Annotated in this window: 19 protein-coding genes; 8 read left to right on the top strand and 11 right to left on the bottom strand. The window is 37.3% G+C overall.

Translation table 11 applies throughout. The features are described from left to right. Positions 1-55: 55 nt before the first annotated feature. The 11 genes from VB691_RS22235 to ribD all read right to left on the bottom strand — a co-directional run bounded on the left by VB691_RS22235 (position 56) and on the right by ribD (position 16,899). A complete protein-coding gene (locus tag VB691_RS22235) occupies positions 56-979 on the bottom strand; it encodes a bifunctional riboflavin kinase/FAD synthetase (protein WP_323293719.1) in 924 nt (307 codons plus the stop codon). A gap of 91 nt (positions 980-1,070) precedes the next feature. After that, positions 1,071-1,331 (bottom strand): hypothetical protein, encoded by a 261-nt coding sequence (locus tag VB691_RS22230; protein ID WP_323293718.1) that lies wholly within the window; start codon positions 1,329-1,331, stop codon positions 1,071-1,073. 79 nt (positions 1,332-1,410) lie between these two features. Beyond that, the gene (locus VB691_RS22225; protein ID WP_323293717.1) at positions 1,411-2,280 is read right to left on the bottom strand and encodes a DNA adenine methylase; all 870 of its coding nucleotides are present in this window, start codon (positions 2,278-2,280) and stop codon (positions 1,411-1,413) included. A 21-nt stretch (positions 2,281-2,301) separates the two neighbouring features. Then, positions 2,302-5,319 carry a plasmid replication protein, CyRepA1 family gene (locus tag VB691_RS22220; RefSeq protein WP_323293716.1) on the bottom strand — a complete coding sequence of 1,006 codons (3,018 nt, stop codon included), beginning with the start codon at positions 5,317-5,319 and terminating at the stop codon, positions 2,302-2,304. A gap of 139 nt (positions 5,320-5,458) precedes the next feature. Then, complete coding sequence (locus VB691_RS22215) at positions 5,459-6,712, bottom strand: competence/damage-inducible protein A (protein ID WP_323293715.1); 1,254 nt, start codon at positions 6,710-6,712, stop codon at positions 5,459-5,461. Between the two features lie 15 nt (positions 6,713-6,727). Further along, positions 6,728-7,255 (bottom strand): bifunctional pyr operon transcriptional regulator/uracil phosphoribosyltransferase PyrR, encoded by a 528-nt coding sequence (pyrR, locus tag VB691_RS22210; RefSeq protein ID WP_323293714.1) that lies wholly within the window; start codon positions 7,253-7,255, stop codon positions 6,728-6,730. A gap of 29 nt (positions 7,256-7,284) precedes the next feature. Next, positions 7,285-9,276: a potassium channel family protein gene (locus VB691_RS22205; RefSeq protein WP_323293713.1), complete on the bottom strand. Its 1,992-nt coding sequence runs from the start codon at positions 9,274-9,276 to the stop codon at positions 7,285-7,287. A 208-nt stretch (positions 9,277-9,484) separates the two neighbouring features. Beyond that, positions 9,485-12,964 (bottom strand): transcription-repair coupling factor, encoded by a 3,480-nt coding sequence (mfd, locus tag VB691_RS22200; protein ID WP_323293712.1) that lies wholly within the window; start codon positions 12,962-12,964, stop codon positions 9,485-9,487. Between the two features lie 106 nt (positions 12,965-13,070). After that, positions 13,071-14,438 carry a (Fe-S)-binding protein gene (locus VB691_RS22195; protein WP_323293711.1) on the bottom strand — a complete coding sequence of 456 codons (1,368 nt, stop codon included), beginning with the start codon at positions 14,436-14,438 and terminating at the stop codon, positions 13,071-13,073. A 34-nt stretch (positions 14,439-14,472) separates the two neighbouring features. Beyond that, positions 14,473-15,780 (bottom strand): FAD-binding oxidoreductase, encoded by a 1,308-nt coding sequence (locus tag VB691_RS22190; protein WP_323293710.1) that lies wholly within the window; start codon positions 15,778-15,780, stop codon positions 14,473-14,475. 33 nt (positions 15,781-15,813) lie between these two features. After that, on the bottom strand, positions 15,814-16,899 hold the full coding sequence (gene ribD, locus VB691_RS22185; RefSeq protein ID WP_323293709.1) for a bifunctional diaminohydroxyphosphoribosylaminopyrimidine deaminase/5-amino-6-(5-phosphoribosylamino)uracil reductase RibD: 1,086 nt from the start codon (positions 16,897-16,899) through the stop codon (positions 15,814-15,816). Positions 16,900-17,135: 236 nt separating this feature from the next. On the opposite strand from ribD, the gene VB691_RS22180 reads away from it, so the two are divergent. The 8 genes from VB691_RS22180 to VB691_RS22145 all read left to right on the top strand — a co-directional run bounded on the left by VB691_RS22180 (position 17,136) and on the right by VB691_RS22145 (position 25,422). After that, positions 17,136-18,656 carry an ammonium transporter gene (locus VB691_RS22180; protein ID WP_323293708.1) on the top strand — a complete coding sequence of 507 codons (1,521 nt, stop codon included), beginning with the start codon at positions 17,136-17,138 and terminating at the stop codon, positions 18,654-18,656. A gap of 119 nt (positions 18,657-18,775) precedes the next feature. Continuing rightward, positions 18,776-19,984, top strand: a complete 1,209-nt coding sequence (locus VB691_RS22175; RefSeq protein WP_323293707.1) for a 4-hydroxy-3-methylbut-2-enyl diphosphate reductase — start codon at positions 18,776-18,778, stop codon at positions 19,982-19,984. A gap of 211 nt (positions 19,985-20,195) precedes the next feature. Further along, on the top strand, positions 20,196-20,975 hold the full coding sequence (locus VB691_RS22170; RefSeq protein WP_323293706.1) for an ABC transporter ATP-binding protein: 780 nt from the start codon (positions 20,196-20,198) through the stop codon (positions 20,973-20,975). A gap of 45 nt (positions 20,976-21,020) precedes the next feature. Next, positions 21,021-21,890, top strand: coding sequence for an ABC transporter substrate-binding protein (locus VB691_RS22165; RefSeq protein ID WP_323293705.1), 870 nt, complete (start codon positions 21,021-21,023; stop codon positions 21,888-21,890). 290 nt (positions 21,891-22,180) lie between these two features. Then, positions 22,181-22,432 (top strand): hypothetical protein, encoded by a 252-nt coding sequence (locus VB691_RS22160; RefSeq protein WP_323293704.1) that lies wholly within the window; start codon positions 22,181-22,183, stop codon positions 22,430-22,432. Positions 22,433-22,534: 102 nt separating this feature from the next. Continuing rightward, positions 22,535-23,191 carry a tRNA (guanosine(46)-N7)-methyltransferase TrmB gene (gene trmB / locus VB691_RS22155; RefSeq protein WP_323293703.1) on the top strand — a complete coding sequence of 219 codons (657 nt, stop codon included), beginning with the start codon at positions 22,535-22,537 and terminating at the stop codon, positions 23,189-23,191. 96 nt (positions 23,192-23,287) lie between these two features. Beyond that, a complete protein-coding gene (locus VB691_RS22150) occupies positions 23,288-23,845 on the top strand; it encodes a DUF411 domain-containing protein (RefSeq protein ID WP_323293702.1) in 558 nt (185 codons plus the stop codon). A gap of 65 nt (positions 23,846-23,910) precedes the next feature. Continuing rightward, the gene (locus tag VB691_RS22145) at positions 23,911-25,422 is read left to right on the top strand and encodes a multicopper oxidase family protein (protein ID WP_323293701.1); all 1,512 of its coding nucleotides are present in this window, start codon (positions 23,911-23,913) and stop codon (positions 25,420-25,422) included. Positions 25,423-25,477 lie beyond the last annotated feature (55 nt).

Here is a 25,477-nt window from a genome sequence, read left to right as displayed (position 1 = left end):
TTTAAACCAAATTAACCAATTGTCAATTGTCAATTGTCCATTGTCCATTGATAAACTATCCGAAAATTTTTCTAGCTACCATACAATCTTCCTGTATTTGACATTTCAGCGCATTTAAAGAGGGGAATTTTTGTTCAGGCCGTAGAAATTTTTCTAACATTACAGTTAAGGTTTGTCCATATAAATCCCCTGACCAGTCTAATAGATGAACCTCAACCGTGGGAACTTGACCATTAACAGTGGGACGACTCCCAATATTCATCACTCCCTTGATCTCTGTGGCCGTTTCTAGTTGAACCGTAACACAATAAACCCCACGACGGGGAAGGAGTTTATTAGGGGGAAGTTGCAGGTTAGCAGTAGGAAAACCTATGACTCTACCTACCTGTTGCCCTGTTACTACCATGCCTTGTAGAGAATAGGGATAGCCTAACATCTCTTTCGCTTGAATTACGTCCCCACTCCCCAATGCTTGACGAATGCGGGAACTACTAATACGAAGGGTATCATCAACCAGGAGTGAACAGGTTTGTAGAGGGGTAATATGAACGCATACACCAAAATTAGCGGCGATTTCCTTTAATTCGTCTGCTGTTCCTATGCGTCCCTGGCCAAAGCGAAAATCTTGCCCTACACTAATATATTTGGCGTGGAGTTGTTTGACTAAAATATCAGCCACAAAATCTTGGGGACTAAGTGAGGCTAAACCCCGATCAAAAGGCAATCTTACTAATTGTTTAATGCTGAGGGACTGAAGTAATTTAACCTTTTCTGTGAGAGGGGTAAGCAGTTGACGCGGTTTCCCGCTAAAAAATTCCTGGGGATGGGGTGTAAAAGTCACAACGGTGGAAATTTCAGCTTCTGGGCGTTGCCAAATGGGTTGCAAGACTTGGCGATGTCCAAGATGGATACCGTCAAAGTTCCCTAAGGCGATCGCCGTTGGGGTGAATACGTCAGTTGTTGATGAAGTTACCCACAGATTGGATTGATTGTACATGGTTTCGGAGTTACAAGTGTAGCGTCCGCCTTCTTGATCACTTTCCGTATCGTACCAAATCTCACAGAATTAACTAACAACTGCGGTTAATTTCTTCCTGTAACCAAGGATCAACTGCTTGGCCGTCTCGTCGCCGTAATTCAATACTAATCAGGGTTTTTACCTTAGCATTGGGGGGCGTAGGTTGGGGATGAAATAGGATCTCGTAAGCATTGGGATCTTCATTTTGTTCCTTTAACCAATCTTGCACTTTGATGGCGCAAAAAAAGGACTGTCCTTGGTCGAACATTTGGGAAATCTGCATTTGTAGGGTATGGGGATTAATTCTCGACATGGGAATTCAATTAGGGATTGTTAAAGACTCTTTTTAATTTAACAAACTAGATTCAATGGTGGTTGAATATTTACATTTTTTAATGGCTGTTTAAGTTTAAAGATAATTGTTCGATCTCTGGTAATTTAACTGATGATTGCTCATTAAGTTGATAATTTCGGATAAATAACTCGTTGCCTTTACTGGCGGTTTTTTGTTGATAGTTATTCATGCCATATTGTAATTGCCAAGGGATAATTATAAATTTCTCAAAATACTCTCTGATTTCTGGGGAATCATCATAAGTAATTAACCATTGATGTTGACATTTTGCCATTGCCTCGGCAAATTCTCCATGATTAAATGAGGTGTGTAAGTTGCCATCTTTCCCATAAAGTCTAGATTTAGTTGCTGCTAAATAAGGGGGATCTAAAAAAATAAAGACCTCTTTTCCTTTTTCCTTAACAACGTCACGATAATCTAAATTAGTAATGTAAATATCTGGGAGAATATTACTTAGGTTTGCCAAGCGATCAATAGATGATTCAGTAAATCTTGTATGAAACGCTGATTGAGAAAATCCTCCTGATTCAACAGTACCGGAAAAAGTAATTCTGTTTAAAATAAAGAAACGAATTGCTCTATCAAAGTCTGATAATTCTGTTATGTCAACTTGGGTTAATTCTGCAAAGAGTGTTTTGCCATCTGTACGGGTTAATTTGATTTCTCGAAGGGTTTTTACTAATTCCTGTAAATGGGATTGAGCAAATTTCCAAAACAAGTATAATTCTGGGTTTAAATCATTAATCCAAATCTTAAGATCTGGTTTAATTTGTTTTAGATAAATGAAGACTGAACCCCCACCAACAAAGGGTTCTCTGTATTCAGTAAAATCTTGAGTAAGTTGCTGTTCAATTTGTTTAATCGCTCTTGATTTTCCGCCAGGATAACGTAAAGGACTTTTAATCATAGTGTTTTTCAAAAGTATTTATCAAGAAAAGTCTAAACTTAATTGAATGTGATTGACTGGAGTTTCCGAGTCCTTAATTTTGACTTTTAAGTTAAGATATTCTTCAAACCAAGGTTCGGAACTTCCTGGGGATTTTTGATCTCTTAATAACCATTGTTGAAAGACTTCTTCTCTGCCATCATTAGGGGTGACAACTTGATAGACTCTCACTCGTTTTTGCTCAATTTTTTGAGTACCAATTCCCGTTAAACCATAACCAATTTTATCTAACAAACGTCTAATAATTGTAATAGGACTGGCATTTTTAGCAATACCAATTCCCATAATTGTTTTGATATCACTGCGGTTATTAATAGCGATTTCTGCTAGTTTAATCAGATCAGGATCTCTATTAATTAGTCGTCGCTGAATATCCCTTAATAAAGTTGGAATGCCTAACACTTCCATTGTACCAATAATCGCCCCCAATTGGCAACCATTAAAATCGGGCAAAAATACGCCACCTTGGCCTTGTTCAATTAATTTTCTGGCTACAATTGTATCTCTATCTGCGAGATAATTACGCCCCATTGTTAAGAAGTAATGAATTCTGAGTTTTTGATACCAACCGTCATCATCTAAGGCCACTAATTGAGGGGTAACAGGAATACAATAGCGTCTTTGTAAATCATATTTTTTAAGCGCACGACGTTCTTTATTTGTTTTGACTAGACGTTTTTTTAAGGTTTGATATTGTTGATCACTCAACTCTTTTGTTTTGGCGATCGCTTCACATTCTGCTTTATAGTTTTGTTCTTGTACTTGCTCAATAGTTTCGGTTAACTCATTGACAGAATCATATTTATTATCTTGTTTTTGCGGCAGTTTTTTGATTTTTGGGGGTGGGTTAATCTGATGATTGGATGATTGAATAATGCTTAAAATAGAGTCCCGATAATTAATCATTTGAGCATTAACTCTGACGGACATTTTTGCCCAACAAAGTAGAGATTCTGCTTGAAATCCTGTATCTAAATCATCTAAATATTCTAAATCAGATTGTTGAAGTAACCGAATATTTAACTGAGTTAATCGATGACCAGAAGTTAAAAGATTAGGGATAGAAGTTGAGCCATTTCCCACTTTATTAAACCCATAAGAAGCTAACCAAAGATAACGGGGAATATTCTCTCGAATTCTTCCTAAAGATTGACAGATAGAGCTAGGGGTTTGTACTCCTTGAGCTAAACACCAAACTGAGGTAAAATGACCCTTAAGATCAATACTAACTCCTGTTTCAATGGAAGGACTAGTTAAGACAATATCATAGTTAACTAACACATCATTAAGGTTAGTTATACATTGATAAGCACCATGATTAGGATCGGTTAAAGATTCAGAATCAATGCGAAGAATTTTGGCAGTTGGAAATTGTTTTTGTAAATAAGATTCTAAAGTTTGTGTTCCCCATTTACTGCTTAATTTTTGGGCAGATAAACAGACAAAGGGTTTACCTCCTTGACGAATATGTTCAACTAAATCTTTGAGGAAGCGTTTCGGGGTAGTTTCTGGATAATTATAAGCTTCCCATGCTTCTGTAGGCTTAGGTTTCCAATGATTTTTAACAATAAATGGTTGTAGATTAATACCAGATAAAGTCATTAAATAGTCTAAAGAAATATCACTTAAATCTGCATCAGCAATCACGAGTTTTCCCTGACTACCTAAGACATTCTGTATTAAAGTTTTCAATGATTTAAGAATCGGAACACGATGATGATTACAGGTTTCTGAGTTTAAACCATGCCAAATAACTTGTTCAACTTCATCAATAATAACTAAAGCATCTTGCCAGTCATCAGGATTAAAATTTGCCTGGGAATTTTCATGTAAAGAGTCAATACATAACCCATAACCCAATTCTTTACTTAAGGAATTTTCCCGAACTTCTGTAATATAAGGTAAGCCAAAGCGTTGACAAAGTTGCTCAACCAATTTGATGCGATGTCCAATGACTAACACTTTTTGCTTTTGGGCGATCGCTTGGTTAACAATGGTTTCTAAAACTTGGGTTTTACCTGTGCCAATAGCTGATTTAATGCCAATTAATTTCGCAGTATTTGGAATGGGAAAAGGCTGAAGATAAGGACAGTTTACCTCAAGATTAGCAGGATAGGTTAATTGAGTTAATTCTCTGGCTTTCCAAGTCTCTAAAGGTAAGGCTTTTTGATATAATTCATCAAAGGCTTTTTGACCCTGATTAATAATAAAATCATCAATCCCTTTTCCCTGATCTGATGCCCAAGTAATGACTTTAACATGACATCCGGTTTGCGTAAATAAATAGCCTAATTTTTTAATCGCTGCATTAACCGCTTTAATAGTATTAGGTTTACTATCCTGATCAAAAATAATATATATTGTTCGTCCAGGGGTTGCCAACTTTTGTAATTGGGGGATAAGATGAGACTTACCAATGCGATTTCCCGCCTCATCTTTGGGAGTACGATAACCATTATTAATCCCAGGAAGGGCGATCGCTGCATATCCCGCAGTTAATAAAGCTCCTGCTTTTTTGGCTCCTTCTGTGATACAAAGGGGAATGGTAGGATGAGCGATGACCCATGACCAAAATCCTCGGTCGGGTTGCGTCTCGTCGATGATTTCTGAGGTAAAATTAATTTGATGGCGTTGTCCTACCTGTTCCCATAGGTGCAATGGAACTTTTAAGGCAAAGATACCTGTAGGAACTTGGGGCGGATGTTCATACTTAATCGGTTTATGGGCATTGTAACTCAGACGAGGCTGATCGGGTTTAAAACACCCCCATAAGTCCTCATTTCCTGTCATCACATCAACACCAGAACACCACCAACCCCCTTGTTCTGTGTGTTCATAACGCTTTAAGATGGTATTATTGACTCTGCCATCATTTCGTCTCGGAAGTGCCTCAGAATAGAGCAAATATTCCGAGGGAGAAGTCCCCGCTAAAGCAGTGACGTTAAGTGCGATCAGTTGTGCGTCGACACGACTATTTAACCATTCTTGTTGATGGTTCATTCTATCTTCTCCCTCAAATTGAATTCCCGCAAACTCTATATGTAGCGTTGGGATCTACTATCCTAGACGAAAGACTCTAAATATGGAAGATACTGATGAACTAGGTTTAGGGGTTGGCCCTTCGGGCCAACCCCTAAACCTAGCCCCTAACTGACATTTTTCGTCGCAATTGATCCAAAGCTGTACACTCACTTAAATAGCGAATCGAGGAGCGATCGCGGGTATCTCCAAACCGACATTCAATACTCTCTACTTTGCCATCAGGATCAGCAATACCAATATAAACTAATCCTACAGGTTTTGTGTCTGTCCCTCCCTCTGGCCCAGCAATTCCGGTTACACTTAACCCCCAGGATGTGCCTAATTTTTCTTTAACTCCTAAAGCCATCTGTTGCGCTACAGTATCACTAACGGCCCCGACTTGTTCTAAATCTTCTGATTTAACCCCTAATAGGGACATTTTCACCCGATTATCATAGGCAATAACTCCACCCCAAAAATAATCAGAACTTCCTGCTATCGTGGTAAACATTGCCCCTAAACCTCCTCCTGTGCAAGATTCAGCGACGGATACCGTTTCTTGCTTTGCCCGCAATAATTTTCCCACCACCTCAGCAATAGTCTCATCATCCTGCCCAAAATAGTCTAATCCGGCGATTTGTTTAATTTCTTCGGCAACAGGCTCAATAATGGCGATCGCTTCTGCTTCTGAGGTAGTTTTTGCACATATCCGCAAACGAACTTCCCCGACAGAGGCGTAGGGGGCAACAGTAGGATTAGTTAAATTAAATAAATGGTTAACCTTGGCCGCTAACCCTGACTCGCCAATGCCCCGAAAACGCAACATCCGACTAAAAATGATTTCTTTGCCCCAACCTTGGCTTTTGAGGTAAGGAGCCGCCGTTTCTGCCCACATCCGCTTCATTTCCGAGGGGACTCCAGGGAAAGTCATAATGACTAAATTAGGGACAGGTTGCCAAATTATGCCTGGGGCCGTTCCCCCAGGGTTCGGTAAAATAGTGGCCCCTTGGGGAAGTAAAGCCTGTTTACGGTTATTATCGGTCATCTCTCTCCCCCTTGCCGCAAATTTGCGTTGAATATCCTCAATAATTTCCGGTTTTTCTTCTAAGGGGGTGTTAAAAAGTTGGGCAATAGTTTCAGTTGTCAGATCATCGGGGGTTGGCCCTAAACCCCCTGTAAACAGTAAAATAGAAGCCCGTTTACTAGCAATATTAATCACTTCTTGTAAGCGAATGGGATTATCACCAACCACTGTTTGATAATAATGGGGAATGCCTAAACTGGCTAATTCTTTGGCTAAAAATTGCACATTGGTATTAACAATTTCCCCTAACAAAAGTTCTGTTCCCACGCAAATAATTTCTGCACTCATAAGATCTAATAATAATTATTCCTTAATTAACTCTACGGCATCTCGGCCATCAATTGCTTCGAGATAAACTTTTACCTGTTCTTTTGACGCTGTGGGCAGTTTTTTTCCGGTAAAATCAGGGTGAATGGGCAACTCTCGATGGCCCCGATCAACTAAAACTAATAAACGAATACATTGGGGTCTTCCATACTCACTAACAGCATTTAAAGCGGCCCGCATGGTACGGCCTTTATAGATAACATCGTCCACTAATATAACAGTTTTTCCTGTTAAATTAAAGGGAATTTTTGTCTTAGCAGGGGTACGGGTTTTAATGCGATCTAAATCATCTCGATAAAAGGTAACATCAATGGCCCCGACGGGAACTTTTATTCCTTCTAACATCTCAATTTGTTGGGCCAACATTTCGGCTAAAGGAACCCCTCTTGTATAAATTCCCAGTAATACAATATCAGAAAGATCTCCTGATTTTTCGAGAACTTGAGAAGCTAAACGGGTAAGAATACGGCGAATTTGTTCAGTAGAAAGGATCTTTTTGATCATCCTATCTCCTTAGATTAATAATAAGAATTTTATTCTATCAATTTTGCTTCGACTCGTAATTTATTTAATTCCCTAACCAGTCTTTCTCCTTGATGATTGTACATGGGAACTGATAAAGTGGCGGGTAATTCTTTCATCAGGTTTCGCGCCATAATTAAAGAACAACCAGAAATCCTGGCGATCGCATTAGCTCCTTCAAAAGCTGCATCCTCATTAGCGGCTTTTTCAACGTAAATGTGCCATTGTTTCGGTTTAATGGCTAGTCGCCCTTGTTCAATACATCTTAACCCATCAATGGTGGCTAAGACAATTAAGCGATCGCCGACAGACAAATTTATATCATCGTAGGGCATCAAATTAGAGGAATTGGGGGGTTTTTGATGCAAGATAGGAATTACACCATAACCATAGGCTACCTCAGCTAATAACAGCCCGTTTAAGGTATCTCCGGCTTCAATTTGATATTCTGTCACCAAAATAGTTTGGTTATCCAGACGAAATATAGTTAAAATATTCTCGCCAAATGCTGCCCCTGCAAACACTTCTGCGGCGACTCCATAGGCCCCAATAATTTGCGCTTGGGGTAAAATTTGCATAAGATGCTGCCCTAATTGTTGCCCGGCGGTACGAACAATGACATAAGTATGAGGGTTTAACTTTTTGGCCATCAAAGCAACTTCTAGGTTAAGAATTTCATCATCAGTGACAACCACAATACTTTTTGCTGTGGCAAGATTAGCTTGGGGTAAAACATCTTGAAGATTACCTATAATTAAAGGCATTTGGGATAATATTCCTGAATCATTATTATCTAGTTTAAAAGTAATTCCCAAAAAAGTTTGTTTAAATTCTTGTAATAAGATAGCAACTTGTTTTCCCACTCTCCCCATTCCCACAATTACGATATGATTTTGTTGAGGAATGGGGAGACGATGCTGTGTAAATTGGAATTTTGCTGATAATAATGCTTCTGTTAATAGGGCATATAAAACCCCGACAAAAGCTGTTCCTGCTAAAGTCAACCCCAAGCTAAATAATTGTAACCAAGCCGGAATATCATCGATTTCTCTCAATTCTCCAAATAAGTCAGAATAGCCCCCTAATAATAAGATCATTGTCGCTAAAAATGCAGAAAGAAAAGTAGATTCTCGATAATAATTGTGAATTAAAATAGTTCCTATAAACAATAAAAGTAAAACAATTCCCCCACTTATGAGGGCAACTAATCTAATATATTGTCGTCCTTTTTTCCAGAGACGAGACAGCGATCGCTTAATTTTGTTTCTCCAATTTTGGGTTATTGGAGAAGTTTGAGCAGACATAACTGCTGTAATTTCTGACTGCATTGTCAGGGTGTCAGCACTTTCAATATAAGTAACAATATCTCCTGGTTGTAATATGGTTTCTGGGTTCCACTGATGAAATGAGCCACTAAATTTTTGGGTTCCTTCTTGATAAGATAATAGGCGACGAGTACGACTATTTAATTCATGAAGATGACGAAAATAACACCAGTTATCTTTAGGTTTAAGATGACGTTCAATCACTCTTAAACGTTTTCCATCTAGGGTAAAAAAGCCCCTAATTTCTGTTCCTAATGCGGCAATAGCAAAAGCAGATGCTGGTAGTTGTGTGGGTTCATAAGCGATAAAATTTCCTAATTGTTCTTCTAATAAAGTGTTTAGATTATCTTTAGCTGAACGCACAATTAAACGGGTTTTGGGATTTAATTGACGAATTGCTAAGGCAGTTTCAATGTTTACTTGTTCGTTAGTTGTTACTAATAATGCAGCGCGACATTGTTCAATTTGTGCTTGTTTTAAAACTCGATTTTGTCGGCAGTCTGCAATAATTAAATCATCTAATAATTCAGGTATTTGAGGAATTTCCCAGCTTGAGGGTTCTATTAATTCAATAGCAATTACTTTCACTCCAAATTCTTTTAGAGACAAGACACAATGTTGTCCTAAACTACCTAATCCACAGACTAAAAAGTGATCTTCTATAATTGGCTGTATCATTTTAGTTACGGGAGAAATTTACATATTGTAGATGCCGCAATTACATAAATCTGTTTTGATAAGTAGTCGGACATAAATAGAAGTAGTGTGGGCATTCCCCGCCAAAATGCTAAAATTCTTATCAAAAGACTATTGTGGGGAGAGCATCGGCCTACACAAAACTTAACACAGTGCTATTTAATTCTGTCCGACTACTTATGTCTAAAAGTTATTCTGCCACATCAGGAACAACTGACTTCATCTTTCCTAACCATTCGATTAAACTTTCTAATTGTTTATTAGGTTTAATCAATGCTAATCCTCTTATAGTAACTTTTTTCGGACTATAAATAAAGCGTGACTGCAAATGATTTGGTAAATTTTCTTGTAATAGTTTCCAAGCGGGTTCTTCCATAGGTGTTTCTAAAACAATGTTTTGTTTATTTTCAATTTTAATGCGAGAAAATCCTAGAGATTTTGCTAATTGTTTTAATTCAATTACTTGTAATAATTGTTCTACTGGAGAGGGAAGTTTGCCATAACGATCTGTCCAGTCTGCGGCAATTTGGGCTAAATCTTCTTTAGAATTAGCTGTAGAAATAGTGCGATAAGCGGACATTTTTTGTTCAAGATCAGGAATATAATCAGCAGGAATAAAAGCAGTTAATTGTAAATCTATTTGAGTTTCTTCAACTTTAGGAATTTCTTGTCCTTGAATTTCTTTGATGGCTTCTTGTAACATTTCCATATAAAATTCAAAGCCAATAGCTTCTAATTGTCCTGATTGTTCTGCTCCCAATAAGTTCCCAACACCCCGAATTTCCATGTCACGAGTAGCTAATTGATACCCCGATCCCAGTTGGCTAAATTCTTGTAATGCTCTTAATCTTTGCCGGGCAGTTTCTGTTATTTCTGCTTTACTGGGATATAATAACCAAGCATGAGCTTGAATGCCAGATCTTCCTACCCTTCCCCTTAATTGATAGAGTTGAGATAAGCCAAATTTTTGAGAATCTTCAACAATAATTGTATTCACCCTAGGAATATCTAATCCTGATTCAATAATGGTAGTACAAACTAAAATATCCGCCTCTCCATTATTAAATTCTAACATGGTTATTTCTAACTCATTGGCATCCATTTGACCATGGGCAATTAATACTCTAGCATTCGGAACCATTTGTTTTAATTGTTCCCCAAGTTCGTCAATTCCTTCTACTCTAGGAACTACATAAAATATCTGTCCTCCCCGATCTAATTCATTACGAATAGCAGTTCTAACTACATCAGGATTATAACGAGATAAATGGGTTTTGATGGGGCGACGAGATGGCGGTGGCGTAGTAATTAAGCTCATTTCTCGTATTCCTGAAAGGGACATATATAGGGTGCGAGGAATAGGAGTTGCTGTCAAAGTTAAGACATCAACTTGAGATTTCATTGCTTTTATTTTTTCTTTTTGATTTACCCCAAATCGTTGTTCTTCATCAATTACTAATAACCCTAAATCTTTAAAATTTACCCCTTTTCCTAAGAGTTGATGCGTCCCGACAACAATATCTAATTCTCCTGTTGCTAACCGTTCTATAATGTCCTTTTTTTCTGAGGTTGTCCGAAATCTATTTAATAGACCAATATTAATGGGATAGGGGGCAAATCTTTCTTTTAAGGTGTGATAATGTTGTTGGGTTAAGATGGTTGTAGGGGCTAAAAAAGCAACCTGTTTATGACCACTGGTAACGGCTTTAAAAATAGCACGAACGGCAACTTCTGTCTTACCAAACCCCACATCTCCACAAACTAATCGATCCATGGGACGATCACTTTCTAAATCAATTTTAACGTCTTGAATTGCTTTTAATTGATCAGGAGTTGGTTGATAGGGAAAAGAGTCTTCTAATTCCTGTTGCCAAGGGGTATCAACGGGATAATTATACCCCGTATTTTTAGAACGTTTTGCATATAAATTCAACAAATCAACTGCTAATTTCTTAATATTTTTACGGACTCTTTGTTTGGTTTTTTGCCAAGTTTTGCCCGTCATTGTATGAAGTTCCGGCGGTTGGGAACCCGTGTGACGATAGCGAGATAAACTATCAAAAGAATCCACCGGAACTCTCAAAAGTCCATCACCATATTCAATCACTAAATATTCACGGGTGGCTAAACTTTCTAGTTTTAAAAATTTACCGATTCCATGACTTTTATGGACAACATAATCCCCTGGACAAAGTTTTTGTAAATCAACCTGTTTAGAGGCAGCGCGGCGACGTTTTCTGATATAAGCTGCGGTAGCTAAAACGTGCTGTCCAAAAAACTCTCTATCGGTGACAACAACAATACGAAATGTTGGTAAAATAAAGCCTTCTAATTCTGCTAATCCTGAATATTTTAGGGCAATAGCTGTTCCTTGAATATGGGATTTATCAATACCATGATAATCACGAGGGTTAGGAATAAATTGTGCAGGGCAATCATGTTCTTGTAATAAAGAAACGGTACGAGAAGGTTGAGCAGAAATCAACCAAGTGGTATATTTATTTAAGCTAATTCCACTATAAATCTCCCGTTTTCCTCTTAAAATTTCTGCTAATCTTGCAAATTGATTGGGCGTTGTGGGAATGGGACGACTAGATAAATCTAAGGCATCTTTATCGTTGACTTCTGCTATTTCTGATAGATATAATTTAGGCAAATTTTCTGCTAATTTTAAGGACTCTTGAAAAGCTCGATGAATTTTCGGTAATGGTTGTTCTAATTCTTGCCAATTTTCTTCTAGATATTCTAACCAGCGATCGCTATGGGATTGACATTGATCCACTTCATCAAAAACACAAAGGGTATTAGGGTTTAAGTAGTCTAAAATTGAGGCAGGTTCGGCAAAAGCCAGCCCTGAAAATCTTTGCATTCCTGGAGGGTAATTATAATTTTCTAAGGCTTCTTTTTCTTCATCTGAGAGATAATCATCTAAAGATTGATTGTTTTCTTGAATTGCATTTGCTACAATTGGATTAAAGCTAGTAGGTGTTAATAATAACTGCTCAACCTTATCTAAAGAACGTTGAGTTGCTGGATCAAATTCGCGTATTTTTTCGAGTTCATCTCCAAACCATTCTAAGCGCACCGGAACTTCTGAAGAAACGGGAAAAATATCGATAATATCTCCCCGCCGACTCCATTGCCCCTCAACTTCAACTAAAGCAACTCTTTCATACCCCAATTTAACTAAAATTTCATCAAGTTCTTTGGCTTTATAGTTAATTCCTAGCTGTAAGTTTAGACAATAATTGTTAAAAACATCTGGGGGAGGTAAATGGGGTTGTAAGGCTTTTTCTGTGGTGACAATGGCACAATTATTCTGAGGAGATTCTTGAAGATTAAGGGTAGATAAAATTTGCATTTGTCCCCAAATCATTTCAGATTCAGGGTTAAAAGGTTCGTAGGGTGATGCTTCTGATGTGGGATAAAAATTAACGGTTTTCCAGCCCATAATCTCTAATTGAGCCGCCCATCTTCCTGCTTCTTCAAGGGTAGCACAAATGACTAATAAATTTTGCTGGTTAGATTGTGCCAAAGTTGAGGAAATTAAACCTTTTGGCAGTCGGTTAATCCCTTTTAATCCCAAATAGTTATTTTTCTTAAGTTTCTCTAACAGTTCTTTGGTTAGGGGGGATTTTTGTAGGGTACGAATTAGGGAGGAAAAAACCATAATTAACAGGGAAGTCGTATGTTTTTAAGGGTAACACAAGTTTTGTTTATTACAGGCAAAAACGATAAAATCGCCCTTTAATAACTTAGTACAAAAAAACTATTCATCATAGTTTGATTTTTAGTCCTCTCATGGAATAATCTAATAATTCTATCGGGTGCATTAACTTGATATCTTTTCCTTGTAGGTTTAAATGTTTTTTGATTTGCAGGGAACATCCAGGGTTGGGAGAGGCAATTAATTTTGCGCCTGTATTGAGTAAATTATTAACTTTTTGTTTTCCTAATTCATCGGCAACCTCTGGCTGTAACATATTATAAACTCCTGCACTACCACAACATAAAGCAGCATCTATGGGTTCTTTTAAGGTAATTCCTGGTATTTGTTTTAAGAGTTGACGGGGTTGTAAACTGATTTTTTGTCCATGTAAAAGATGACAAGCATCTTGATACACTATGATTAATTCTTGATCAGTTAAAGGAGATAATTGAGTCGTTAACTTAATTTCAGCTAAAAATTCTTGAACGTCTTTAACTTGATTAGAAAATTGCTCACCTTTCTCTTTGTATTCTGAATCATCGGCTAAGATATGACCATATTCTTTTAATGTATGGCCACATCCTGCGGCATTAATAATAATATAATCAACCTCTGTATTAGCAAAGCTATCAATCATCTGTTTTGCTAAGGTTTGTGCTTGTTTTTCTTGTCCCTGGTGTGCAGGTAAGGCAGCACAACATCCTTGAGTTTTCGGGATAACAACTTCACAACCATTTGCTGTTAAAACTCTGACGGTTGCTTCATTAACGGGGGAGAAAAATAACCTTTGAACACAGCCTAAAACCATACCTACACGATAACGTTTTTTACCTTGTGCGGGAATGACATCAGGATAGGTTTGATTAAAAGATTTTAGGGTAATTTCTGGTAAAATAGAATCCATTGCTGCTAAACGGGGAAAGAGGCGTTTTAATAGTCCAGTAGCGCGAATTATTTTCTGTATTCCTAATTTTTGATAAATCCAAAGTAAGGGCAGAAAAATTTGCAATCTTTGGGGATAAGGAAAGAGATTAAAAATAATACTTCTAATTACTTTATCTGTAAAGCTTCTGGGTTGGTTTCGTTCAACTTGAGGCCGAGTTGCGGTAATTAAACTATCATATTTTACACCAGCAGGACAGGTAGAAACACAAGCTAAACATCCTAAACAACTATCAAAATGTTGGGTTGTGGTTTCATCTAATGCTGCTTGTCCTTTGTTGATAGCATCCATTAAATAAATTCTACCCCTTGGAGAATCCATTTCTTTGCCAATAATGCGATAACTAGGGCAAGTTGATAAACAAAATCCACAATGAACACAAGTATCAATTAATTCTTGTTTGGGGGGATTTTTGGCATCAAATCCTTTTATTTCTTGTTCTAAAGCTTCTTGGAAATTGAAAGAATTACTCGAATTTTCTGAGAGTTGCATAATGGTAATTAGAGATAATTGTTAATAGAATTGATTAGAGAAAACGCCCTAGACTTAATAAATTATGGGGATCAAATTGCGTTTTAATTTTTTGCATCATAGCCAACGCATTGCCCTGATATCCCCAAGGTTCAAATTGTTTTTTGATAGTTTTCTTTGCTTCTAAAATGGTGAGAAATCCTCCGCATTCTTGGGACAGCGATCGCAGTTGTTTTAAAATTCCTAAATTTGGTTCTAAGTCCAGTTTAATATGTCCCACCCCACTACTAAGATTTATCATTCCCCATCCTTGATTTTTGGTTAATTCATCAAGTTTAGCTAACAAGTTAACAACTTGATTTGATTTTACTCCTATTTTGCAGTTTATGGTGATGTTTGTGTTAGAAACTCTGATTAAAGATTGTAATTTGTGCCATAGATTTAATTCGATTTCATTTTGATAAAATGTTGTTTTCAGTCCCAATTCTTCAGCGATCACTTTTATCTGTGTACTTTGTTCTTTGATACTTTCAGGAATGCTTTGAAATCTTACTATTAACCCCATTCCTTCCCCTAAGTCCAAGGTTTTGACCACAGAAGCAGATAAAATGTCCGCAGCAGTCGGTTGTAACCCTGATTTAATAAGGGTTTGAGCCGCTATTTTTAGAGCATTTTCCGTCCCTGTCATTACTAAAGTTCCTGATGCTTCAGGAATTGGGTACAATCTCAAGGTAATCTCAGTAATGATGCCTAATGTGCCATAAGATCCAGTAAATAACTTCATTAGGTCATATCCTGCCACATTTTTGACCACTTTTCCTCCTGCTTTCGCTATTTTGCCATCCCATCGCACCAAGGACATTCCTAACACTAAATCTCTTATACCCCCGTAACGTTGTCGCCAATTTCCGGTGTCTCCTGTGGCCATAATACCGCCAATGGTAGCACTTTCAGGGTAGGCAGGATCGATGGGCAAAAATTGTTTATGTGGTTGTAAAATAGCCTGTAAATCTGTTAATTTTGTTCCTGCTTCTACGGTAACAGTTAAATCACTCACCGCATGATCAATAATTCGGTTAAGTTTTTGGGTACTAATAACAAGATTAGCCTGAGAAATTAAACCACCCCAATTTAGTTTACTCCCATTTCCACAGGGAACCATTGACCATTGATTATGGTTGGCTAATTCAACAATTTGACAGAGAGTTTCAAGATCAGGAGGCGTGATTAAATAATTAGGGGAAGAATTATCAGAAATAGTCGTTTCTAGTCGGTTTGTCCAAGAAACATCTACCCTGTCCCAAGGAATAATATTAGGGGAGTCAGGTAAGGAGTCAAATGGTGAGGCGATCGCAGATGTCATGGATACTAATTTTCAAAATGTCTTTGTATTTTATCAAGTCACATATCCTTCAATCAAAATATCTTCATCAACTTGACGAAAACTGACCTCTTTTAACTGTAAAGCATCAGTCATTTTTTCTAAGCCTAAATTACCCACAGGAGAAGCAGCAGCAACCCCACCAATAATTTTAGGGGCAATAAACGCCATAATTTTTTGAATCACCCCATCCGCGATCGCTTCAGCGGACAAAACGCCCCCACATTCCCATAAAACACTAGATAATTCTCGCTCATAAAGGACATCCATTACTTGAGACGGGGATAAAGGAGATAACTCAATCACTTCCACTCCTTTTTGCCGTAATGTTTCTTGTAAGGTCGGATTTTTACCCCATTCTGTAAACACTAAAGTGGGAGCAACATCAATATTCCAGAGGTTGGCCTCACTAGGTAAATGAAGGTTACGACTCATCACCACCCGCAACGGGTTAACCCCTGTTACCTGATGAGTGGTTAACTGAGGATTATCCCGTCTTACTGTATTACCCCCCACAATTACCGCATCACAAGCAGCCCTAATTTGATGTACCATAAGACGGGAAGCCGCACCAGTTACCCAAGCACTATGGCCTGTAGTAGTGGCAATTTTCCCATCAAGAGTCATGGCATATTTTAAGATTCCAAAAGGCTGCTGATGAATAATACGGTGGATAAACGCCTCATTTAAACGACGACAGGCCCCTTCTTCCACCCCAACAATTACTTCAATACCGGCCTCTCTCAATTTTTCAATACCTTTCCCTGATACGAAAGGGTTAGGATCAACCATACCCACCACCACTTTAGCCACCTTAGCGGCGATTAAAGCCTCTGTACAGGGCGGTGTGCGTCCATGATGGTTACAGGGTTCTAAATTGACGTAAACGGTTGCTCCTGCGGCATTTTCCCCCGCATCTCTGAGGGCAAAAATTTCCCCGTGGGGTTCTCCTGCTTTCGGGTGACATCCTTCTCCCACAATTTCCCCATCTTTAACAATTACTGATCCTACCAGGGGATTAGGAGAGGTGCAGCCCAAAGCTTGACGCGCTAACTCTAGGCAACGCTGCATCATCTTCCGATCAAAGGGTTCTTGGTTCATAGATGTATTCAAGGATACAGAAGAAAATCTTAAAATTTGTCAACTTTTGAACAGTAAATCCTAGAATCCCAATTATAAGTGAAAATCCTTAAGTGAGCTTGACGAAATTTCGTTATTATCTGTAGAGTTCATAGATTAAGAATGAGGGAAATGGCTTTTTAAATCATGTTTAAGCTCAAAAGTCCAGTCAATCCCAAAGTTCATGATGTTTCAACTAATAATCTAACCTCAAAAAAATGGTATCAACAAGAACAAAAAAAGACGTTACTCACAGTTTGTGGGACGCACCCTATTGGCAACCGTTTCGCGTGATTGCCCGCTCTTTTTCAGGCTTTTGGATCGCCTGTATTCCTTTAGCAGCCATTATTACCATTGTCTGGAATAAGGCAGTGGTGGCTCAGAATGCAGAAATTAAGATCCTAGAAATTACAGAAGCCACACCCGAAGCAATTATACAACTCCAGGGAACCTTAAATGCTATCTGGGTCTTAATTGCCGCTATTCTGGTCATTTTCATGAATGCGGGCTTCGGAATGCTGGAAACGGGCTTCTGTCGCCAGAAAAATGCTGTTAATATCCTCACCAAAAACCTGATTGTTTTTGCTTTGGCCACCATTGCTTATTGGGCCATTGGTTTTTCTTTGATGTTTGGGGGAACTAATGCCATTATTGGCAGTGGCGGTTGGTTTTTAGCTAGTCAAGATCCCGCTACCTACAACCTCACTCCCTTTCCAGTGGGACTGCCCATTTCAGTCTTTTTCCTCTTTCAAGTCGCTTTTGCGGGAACTGCGGCCACCATTGTTTCCGGTGCAGTGGCTGAACGGATTAAGTTTGTTGACTTTTTAGTCTTTAGTTTGATCTTAGTAGGCATTGCCTACCCCATCACTGGCCACTGGGTTTGGGGTGGCGGTTGGTTAGGAAGCCTAGGGTTTAAAGACTTTGCCGGATCTAGCGTGGTTCACTCCGTTGGCGGTTGGGCAGCTTTAGTCGGGGCTGCCGTTCTTGGCCCTAGAATGGGTAAATATGTAGATGGTCGTCCCCAAGCAATTCCGGGCCATAATATGAGTATTGCTACCTTGGGCTGTCTCATTCTTTGGATCGGTTGGTTTGGGTTTAACCCTGGTTCTCAATTGGCGGCGGATAGTCATGTTCCTTACATTGCCGTTACCACCAACTTAGCGGGGGCCATGGGGGGCATTGTCGCCCTGTTTGTCTCTTGGGCCAAAGATAAAAAACCTGACCTTTCTATGGTCATCAATGGTATTTTAGCGGGGTTAGTGGGTATTACTGCGGGTTGTGAGGGCGTATCTTACTGGGGTGCGGTGATCATTGGTGCTGTTGCAGGTGTCTTAGTTGTCTATGCCGTCGGTTTCATTGATGGCGTTCTCAAAATTGATGACCCTGTGGGAGCGATCTCCGTTCACTTAGTTAATGGTATTTGGGGAACCTTCGCCGTTGGCTTATTTAATCAAGAAGTTGGGTTATTCTACGGCCACGGCATTGGTCAACTGATTAATCAAATTATTGGCATCGTTGCCATCGGACTGTTTACCATTGTCTTTAGTGTGGCTGTTTGGACAGCCCTCAAAGCAACCCTAGGCATTCGTGTCAGCCGCGAAGAAGAGATTCAGGGGTTAGATATCGGTGAACATGGTATGGAAGCTTATCATGGATTTGTAAAAGAACCTGATGGCTTTGCTGGTATGGGTTCTAGCAGTGTCAACGAGTCTGATGTGTCTACGGGCGCAAAGATGTAAGTTTTTACCCATAAAGACTTGAAGCCTGCGATCGCAGGCTTTTTTTGTTTTTAGATATTTGCTGATTGTTTAGGGATAACTGATAATTGATCATTAATAATTGATCTTGTCAGAGGATAATGGATACCAAAGCTTTTAAACGCTCTCTACAACAGTCTGAACACTATCACCGCAGAGGGTTTGGCCACACCACTGAAATGATGGAGGTCATGAATACAGAGTATCAAAGTTCTCTGATTCAACAAATCCGTCAAAATAACTATCAATGGCAACAAGGAGATGTGACCATTCGTTTAGCAGAAGCCTTTGGCTTTTGTTGGGGGGTAGAAAGGGCTGTGGCCATGGCCTATGAAACCCGTCAACATTTCCCCAATGAACGTATTTGGATCACTAATGAAATTATTCATAATCCTTCCGTTAATCAACGGTTACAGGAGATGAATGTGGGATTTATTCAGGTGATTGAAGATGACAAAGATTTCTCAGTGGTGGAAAAGGGAGATGTGGTTATTTTACCGGCCTTTGGGGCTAGTGTCACGGAAATGCAGTTATTAAATGATAAGGGTTGCACCATTGTTGATACTACTTGTCCTTGGGTTTCTAAAGTATGGAATTCTGTCGAAAAGCATAAGAAAAAAGATTACACTTCGATTATTCATGGCAAATATCGTCATGAAGAAACCGTTGCTACTAGCTCGTTTGCCGGGACTTATTTAGTGGTTTTAAATCTCAAAGAAGCTCAATATGTGATTGATTATATCCTTAATGGAGGCAATAAAACCGAGTTTTTAGAGAAGTTTAAAAATGCTCATTCCGAAGGATTTGATCCTGATCAAGATCTTCAACGTTTGGGTATTGCAAATCAAACAACGATGCTCAAAACTGAAACAGAACAAATCGGAAAACTGTTTGAAAGTACCATGTTGAAAAAGTATGGGCCAACCACTTTAAATGAGCATTTTATGAGTTTTAATACGATTTGTGATGCTACCCAGGAACGTCAAGATGCGATGTTAACTTTAGTAGAAGAAAAGTTGGATTTAATGGTGGTAATTGGAGGCTTTAATTCTTCTAATACTACCCATTTACAAGAAATTTCTGTGGAAAAAGGAATTCCTTCTTATCATATTGATAGCGAACATCGCATTTTACCAGGTAATAAACTTGAACATAAACCCTTAGATAAGGAGTTAGAAATTCAAAAAAATTGGCTTCCTGATGGCCAAATTGTTGTTGGTATAACTTCTGGTGCGTCTACTCCTGATAAAGTAGTAGACGCAGTGATTGAAGGTATTTTTGCGGCAAAACAAGCAAAGGTTACTGTTTAATTGTAAATAGGGTGTAGGGGTCAACAGCTTGACCCCTAATAGGGCATATCTACAAACAGAAGAAAATACATTTAACAGATATTTTCACAACCTAATGGGCAAGGCAAAGTATAAATATTTAGTATTAGTAGATAAATATTTTTGATACCTTGCCCCTACAAAAATAACAGAAAATGATGAAAGGATACACTCTAATAATTGATTATAAATTATGCCTATTGAGACTCAAAATTTAAGCGGTGGTTATTTTAATAAATTAGTTATTCAAGACATTAACTTAACCTTAAAAACAGGAGAGTGGTTAAGTTTAGTGGGTGCTAATGGCTCAGGAAAATCAACATTTTTAAAACTGATTAATCGTATTTTAACCCCTGAGCATGGTCAAGTTTTATTAGATGGAAAATCTATTCATAATTTGCCCCCTCATACAATTGCTCAGAAAATGGCAATTTTGCCCCAACAACAAACAATTCCAATCGGGTTAACTGTTTTTCAATTAGTTAGTTTAGGGAGAACTCCTCATCAAAATTGGTGGCAATGGGAACTAAATTTAGAAGATAGAAATAAAGTTGAAAATGCTATCATTAAAACACAATTAGAACCCTTCCGCGATCGCCTGGTAACAGAGTTATCGGGAGGGGAAAGACAACGGGCTTTTTTAGCTCTAGCTTTAGCCCAAAATCCTCGAATCTTACTATTAGATGAACCCACAACTTATTTAGATATTCACTATCAATTACAACTCTTAGAATTACTCAAAACCCTGCAAATTGAACAACAATTAACCATCATTACCGTGCTTCATGATATTAATTTAGCAGCGCGTTATAGTGATCGTCTCGCTTTGCTTAAACAAGGTAAACTCTATACTGTAGGACAACCTATTGATGTTTTAAAACCTCCCATTTTAAGAGATGTTTTTGATATTGAAGTCATGGTAATTAATACCCCAGTTGGCTTACAAATTTGTCCGTTAAGTTCTGTCAATTAATGATACAATATAGTATAATATAATCTATAATTTAGAGGAAAATCAATGTTTCGTCGTTTATTGTTATTCTTATTACTTCCCTTTTTTAGCTTATTAATCATTGCCTGTAACTCATCATCTACGATCAATAATCAGCCCAAAAATGATGTTACTTATGCCAATAGAATTATCACCTTAACTTCCTTAAGTAGTGATATCATTGAACAGTTAGACAAGAGTAAATTAGTTGGAATGGTTGGCAGTCGTTTGTTTGAAAATGACCCAAGATTTGAAGATATTCCCCAAGTAAGTCAAGGACAAACACCCCCCAGTTTAGAAAAAATTATTGCTCTGAAACCAGACTTAGTAATTGGGGCCAAAGGGTTTAGTGATAACACCCTTAATAAACTAGAAGAATTAGGCATAAAAACCTTATCCACAGAAATTAATAGCTGGAATGATATGTTAGAAATGACTCAAACCTTAGCAACTATTATTCAAGCAGATGTAACCCCTTTATTAAAGCGTTATCAAACCTTTTTAGCCGATATTCCTAAACAAGATATATCCAGTTTGGTTTTAGTAAGTCGTCAACCCATTTTAGCCCCTAATAAAAATAGTTGGGCAGGAAATTTATTAACAAAATTTAACCTAAATAATATCACAGCAAATCTTCAAGGACAATCTCCCGTTAGAGGATATATTACCCTTTCAGCAGAGAAAATCTTACAAGAAAATCCTGATATATTATTAATTGTTGATCCCTCACAACAGGAATTAATGGATGAATTTAAAGCCGAACCTTTTTGGAAAAATCTGAAAGCAACTAAAACAAATAAAGTGTATTCCTTTGACTATTATGGTTTAGTTAATCCTGGTAGTATTGATAAAATTGAAGAAGCTTGTCAAAAACTCAAACAGATTTTAAATGCCTAAAATCAGACTGAAATATTACCTTTGATCTTACAGTTTCCATATTAAACATAAACAGGAGAGATTCATCTTGGCAAGAAAAAGTGGAGAATTTTAATCATGATAGATAAAAAACAAAAGACAACCCTTAAGTTTACTTTCTTTCTTGCTTATAGTATTTTAGTTACTTTTTGGGTTTGATTTCCGTAAAAATACAGCTTGTTGTTTAAATAAAGTTAACAAGCATAATGACACAAGTTCGTTTATAATATTAAAAAGGTAAACATCCAAACATAATTAGGACAGAAAATCTTATGAGTTTTAACAATAATTTTTTAGAAAAATTGAATGGTTATAAACAAGATTTAGAAACTCTTTTTGAGGTTAAACCCAGTCAATCAGTAGCCGATACCAGACAAAAATCTAGTTCATCTTCTCATAACTATTTAACAGCAGAAGAAAGGAAAGCTTTTGCCGGTTTATGTGCCTTGGAAGGAAAATCTGAAGTCGAAAAATTAGCAGAATTGGTTAAAGACTATATAGATAAAAAGAAAAAAAGATTATAATCAGAATTTTTTGAAAATAAATATTACAAGTTACGATATACTTCATTATCATATAGTAAGGTGGGCAATGCCCACCCTACTTTTATCGAGGAGATATTGATCTTGGCAAGAGTTCGTGTCCGTCAACACGTTAACCCCTTGAGTCGTAAATACCATCAACCTTTGAGCATACCAGATTGGGGGCAAATTTATCCTTGTTTACAGCAGCCCCTTCATTTAGACATTGGTTGTGGGAGAGGTAAATTTTTGTTAAATATGGCCTCTCTTTATCCTGAGATTAATTTTTTGGGGGTGGAAATTCGAGAACCTTTAGTGATAGAAGCGAATGAACAACGTGATCGCTTGGGAATGTCTAATCTTCATTTTCTATTCTGTCAAATCAATCTCTCTATTGAACCTTTATTACAATCTTTTCCTCCTGGTTTATTACAATGGGTAAGCATTCAATTTCCCGATCCTTGGTTTAAAACCAGTCATAAAAAAAGACGAGTTGTTCAACCTAGTTTAGTGAAGGCGATCGCTGATTATTTAGCGGATAATAGCATAATTTTTTTACAATCAGATGTTGAAGAAGTAGCGAGAGAAATGGCTGAGCATTTTTTGGTTAATTCTTGTTTTGAACAACAACATCAAGAGACTTGGTTAGAAGAAAATCCGTTTCCTATTAAGACAGAACGAGAAATTGCGACTCTTAATAAACCTGAATCTGTTTATCGAATATTATTGAGAAAAAAAGTCTTTTATCGGGGTAATTCATGAATTACCCCGACTACAGTTAACCATCAAGAGAGTTAGGCAAATTTCCTAATTAAAAGCTAAGATAGAAGAAGACAATTATCTTGGGAATCTTTCATAATGTTTAAATCTTTTTCTAAATTGATGTTACCAATCATTTTAGGTATTGCTATTGCGGGTGTGATAGGAACTGCTTATTTAACCCAAGGTACAGGGGAAAAAGAAATCGCTAATTATCAACCTAAATCTATCATTTTAGCGAGTAATTGGGATAGAATTAATGAGTCCTACAATGGTAACAAAGAAATGACTGTTTATCGCAGTCCTTCTTGTGGTTGTTGTGGTATTTGGGTAGAACACGCTGAAAAACATGGGTTTAAAATTAAGGATATTAAAACAGATGATATGGCAAGTATTAAACAGAAATATCAGATTACTTCTGACTTAGAATCTTGTCATACTGCTATTATTGATGGCTATGTGATGGAAGGTCATATTCCTGCTGATGATATTAAACGTTTTCTCAAAGAAAAACCTAATATGATTGGCTTATCTGTCCCAGGAATGCCATTAGGAACCCCTGGAATGGAAGCAGGAGATAAAAAACAACCATTTGCTGTTTTTGCCTTTAATAAAACAGGGGAAGTAGAGGTATTCCAAGAACATCAGACTTACTAAATATTTGCCTTCTGTAGAGATGTTGAGTACAGCATCTCTATACTTAAAATCAAGGATACTTAACCATGAAAAATATTAATATCTATCAAATGAATCGCCGTCAGTTTATTATTATAAGCACAGCTACTGCGGGAATCGCTTTAGCATCTCATCAAATTTTTCAAAGAATTAAATCTGAGCAATTTTCTGTAATAAAAACAAATGATTCTTTAGATTCACAGAAATTAATTGTTAGTAAAAATGGCTTATTAGAAACAACCTTAGAAGCTAATTATCAAACAATTAAATTAGGAGGAAATAATGCTTATTTATTAACTTATAATGGACAAATACCAGGGCCTCGTTTAGAAGCAAAACCAGGGGATAAAGTCCGTATTCATTTCGTTAATAATCTTTCTCAACCCACTAATTTACATTATCATGGTTTACATATTCCCCCAACTGGAAAAGGAGATAACATTTTTCTGCATATTAAACCCAAAGAAAAAATCACCTATGAATTTGAAATTTCTCCTAATCAATTATCAGGAATTGCTTGGTATCATCCCCACTTACACGGGTTAACAGCCGAACAAGTATCAGGAGGATTAGCAGGTTTATTTGTGATTCGAGGCCAATTAGATGAAATCCCAGAAATTAAGGCAGCAAAAGAAGAATTTTTGGTCTTACAAGATTTCGCCTTAGATGACGAAGGAAATCTATTTCCGTCAAACCAAATGCCTTTAATGATGGGACGAGAAGGAAATATTATTACCGTTAATGGTCAAATTAATCCTTCATTCTCTATTCCTAAAAATGGGTTATTAAGGTTACGCATTCTTAATGCTTCTTCCTCTCGATTTTATCAATTATCTTTAGAAAATCATCCTTTTTATCTGATTGCTAATGATGGTGCTAGTTTAGAGAAACCTGTGGAATTATCGGAATTATTATTAACCCCAGGTGAACGAGTTGAAGTATTAATTAAAGGCGATCAAATCCCTGGTAAATATGTCTTACGGAGTCTACCTTATAATCGAGGTTCAATGGGTATGATGGGCGGAATGGGACGAATGGGAGGAATGATGGGCAATAGAAGCGGTCACTTTTCTAATAATCAAAAACCGATAATTTTAGCAACAATTAATTATGATTCATCAGTTAATCCGATCAATTTGCCGACTCAATTAATACCAATTTCTTCTTTACCAGAACCCCAAAAAGTAAGACAATTTGAACTCAATCATGGGATGTTTCCTGGGATGGGAATGGCATTTTTAATTAATGGAGAACCTTATCAAGAAGATTACATTCAAACTAAAGTAACTTTAAATACCGTTGAAGATTGGGAATTAATTAATACTGGGGTCATGGATCATCCTTTTCATGTTCATATTAATAAATTTCAAATCATTAGTCGTAATGGTATTCCTGAACCTTATAAGACTTGGAAAGATACAGTTTTAGTTCGTCGAGGAGAAACTGTACGCATTAGAATTGCTTTTAAAGATTTTACTGGAAAAACAGCTTATCATTGTCATATTTTGGATCATGAAGATTTAGGCATGATGGGTAATTTAGAAATAAAATCAAGTTAATTTTATTTTTGTTATTTTTTGCTACAATGAAAAACACAAATAATTAAACTATGTT

Origin of the sequence: Crocosphaera sp. XPORK-15E (assembly GCF_034931425.1) — a bacterium.
Taxonomy (GTDB): domain Bacteria; phylum Cyanobacteriota; class Cyanobacteriia; order Cyanobacteriales; family Microcystaceae; genus UHCC-0190.
The sequence above is the reverse complement of the archived record's forward strand: the minus strand, read 5'-3'. Positions and strand labels throughout refer to the sequence as shown.

Coding starts and splice junctions, on each gene's coding strand:
- VB691_RS22230 (WP_323293718.1), bottom strand. CDS start 1,331: ATGTCGAGAATTAATCCCCATACCCTACAAATGCAGATTTCCCAAATG.
- VB691_RS22225 (WP_323293717.1), bottom strand. CDS start 2,280: ATGATTAAAAGTCCTTTACGTTATCCTGGCGGAAAATCAAGAGCGATT.
- VB691_RS22220 (WP_323293716.1), bottom strand. CDS start 5,319: ATGAACCATCAACAAGAATGGTTAAATAGTCGTGTCGACGCACAACTG.
- VB691_RS22215 (WP_323293715.1), bottom strand. CDS start 6,712: ATGAGTGCAGAAATTATTTGCGTGGGAACAGAACTTTTGTTAGGGGAA.
- pyrR (WP_323293714.1), bottom strand. CDS start 7,255: ATGATCAAAAAGATCCTTTCTACTGAACAAATTCGCCGTATTCTTACC.
- VB691_RS22205 (WP_323293713.1), bottom strand. CDS start 9,276: ATGATACAGCCAATTATAGAAGATCACTTTTTAGTCTGTGGATTAGGT.
- mfd (WP_323293712.1), bottom strand. CDS start 12,964: ATGGTTTTTTCCTCCCTAATTCGTACCCTACAAAAATCCCCCCTAACC.
- VB691_RS22195 (WP_323293711.1), bottom strand. CDS start 14,438: ATGCAACTCTCAGAAAATTCGAGTAATTCTTTCAATTTCCAAGAAGCT.
- VB691_RS22190 (WP_323293710.1), bottom strand. CDS start 15,780: ATGACATCTGCGATCGCCTCACCATTTGACTCCTTACCTGACTCCCCT.
- ribD (WP_323293709.1), bottom strand. CDS start 16,899: ATGAACCAAGAACCCTTTGATCGGAAGATGATGCAGCGTTGCCTAGAG.
- VB691_RS22180 (WP_323293708.1), top strand. CDS start 17,136: ATGGTATCAACAAGAACAAAAAAAGACGTTACTCACAGTTTGTGGGAC.
- VB691_RS22175 (WP_323293707.1), top strand. CDS start 18,776: ATGGATACCAAAGCTTTTAAACGCTCTCTACAACAGTCTGAACACTAT.
- VB691_RS22170 (WP_323293706.1), top strand. CDS start 20,196: ATGCCTATTGAGACTCAAAATTTAAGCGGTGGTTATTTTAATAAATTA.
- VB691_RS22165 (WP_323293705.1), top strand. CDS start 21,021: ATGTTTCGTCGTTTATTGTTATTCTTATTACTTCCCTTTTTTAGCTTA.
- VB691_RS22160 (WP_323293704.1), top strand. CDS start 22,181: ATGAGTTTTAACAATAATTTTTTAGAAAAATTGAATGGTTATAAACAA.
- VB691_RS22150 (WP_323293702.1), top strand. CDS start 23,288: ATGTTTAAATCTTTTTCTAAATTGATGTTACCAATCATTTTAGGTATT.
- VB691_RS22145 (WP_323293701.1), top strand. CDS start 23,911: ATGAAAAATATTAATATCTATCAAATGAATCGCCGTCAGTTTATTATT.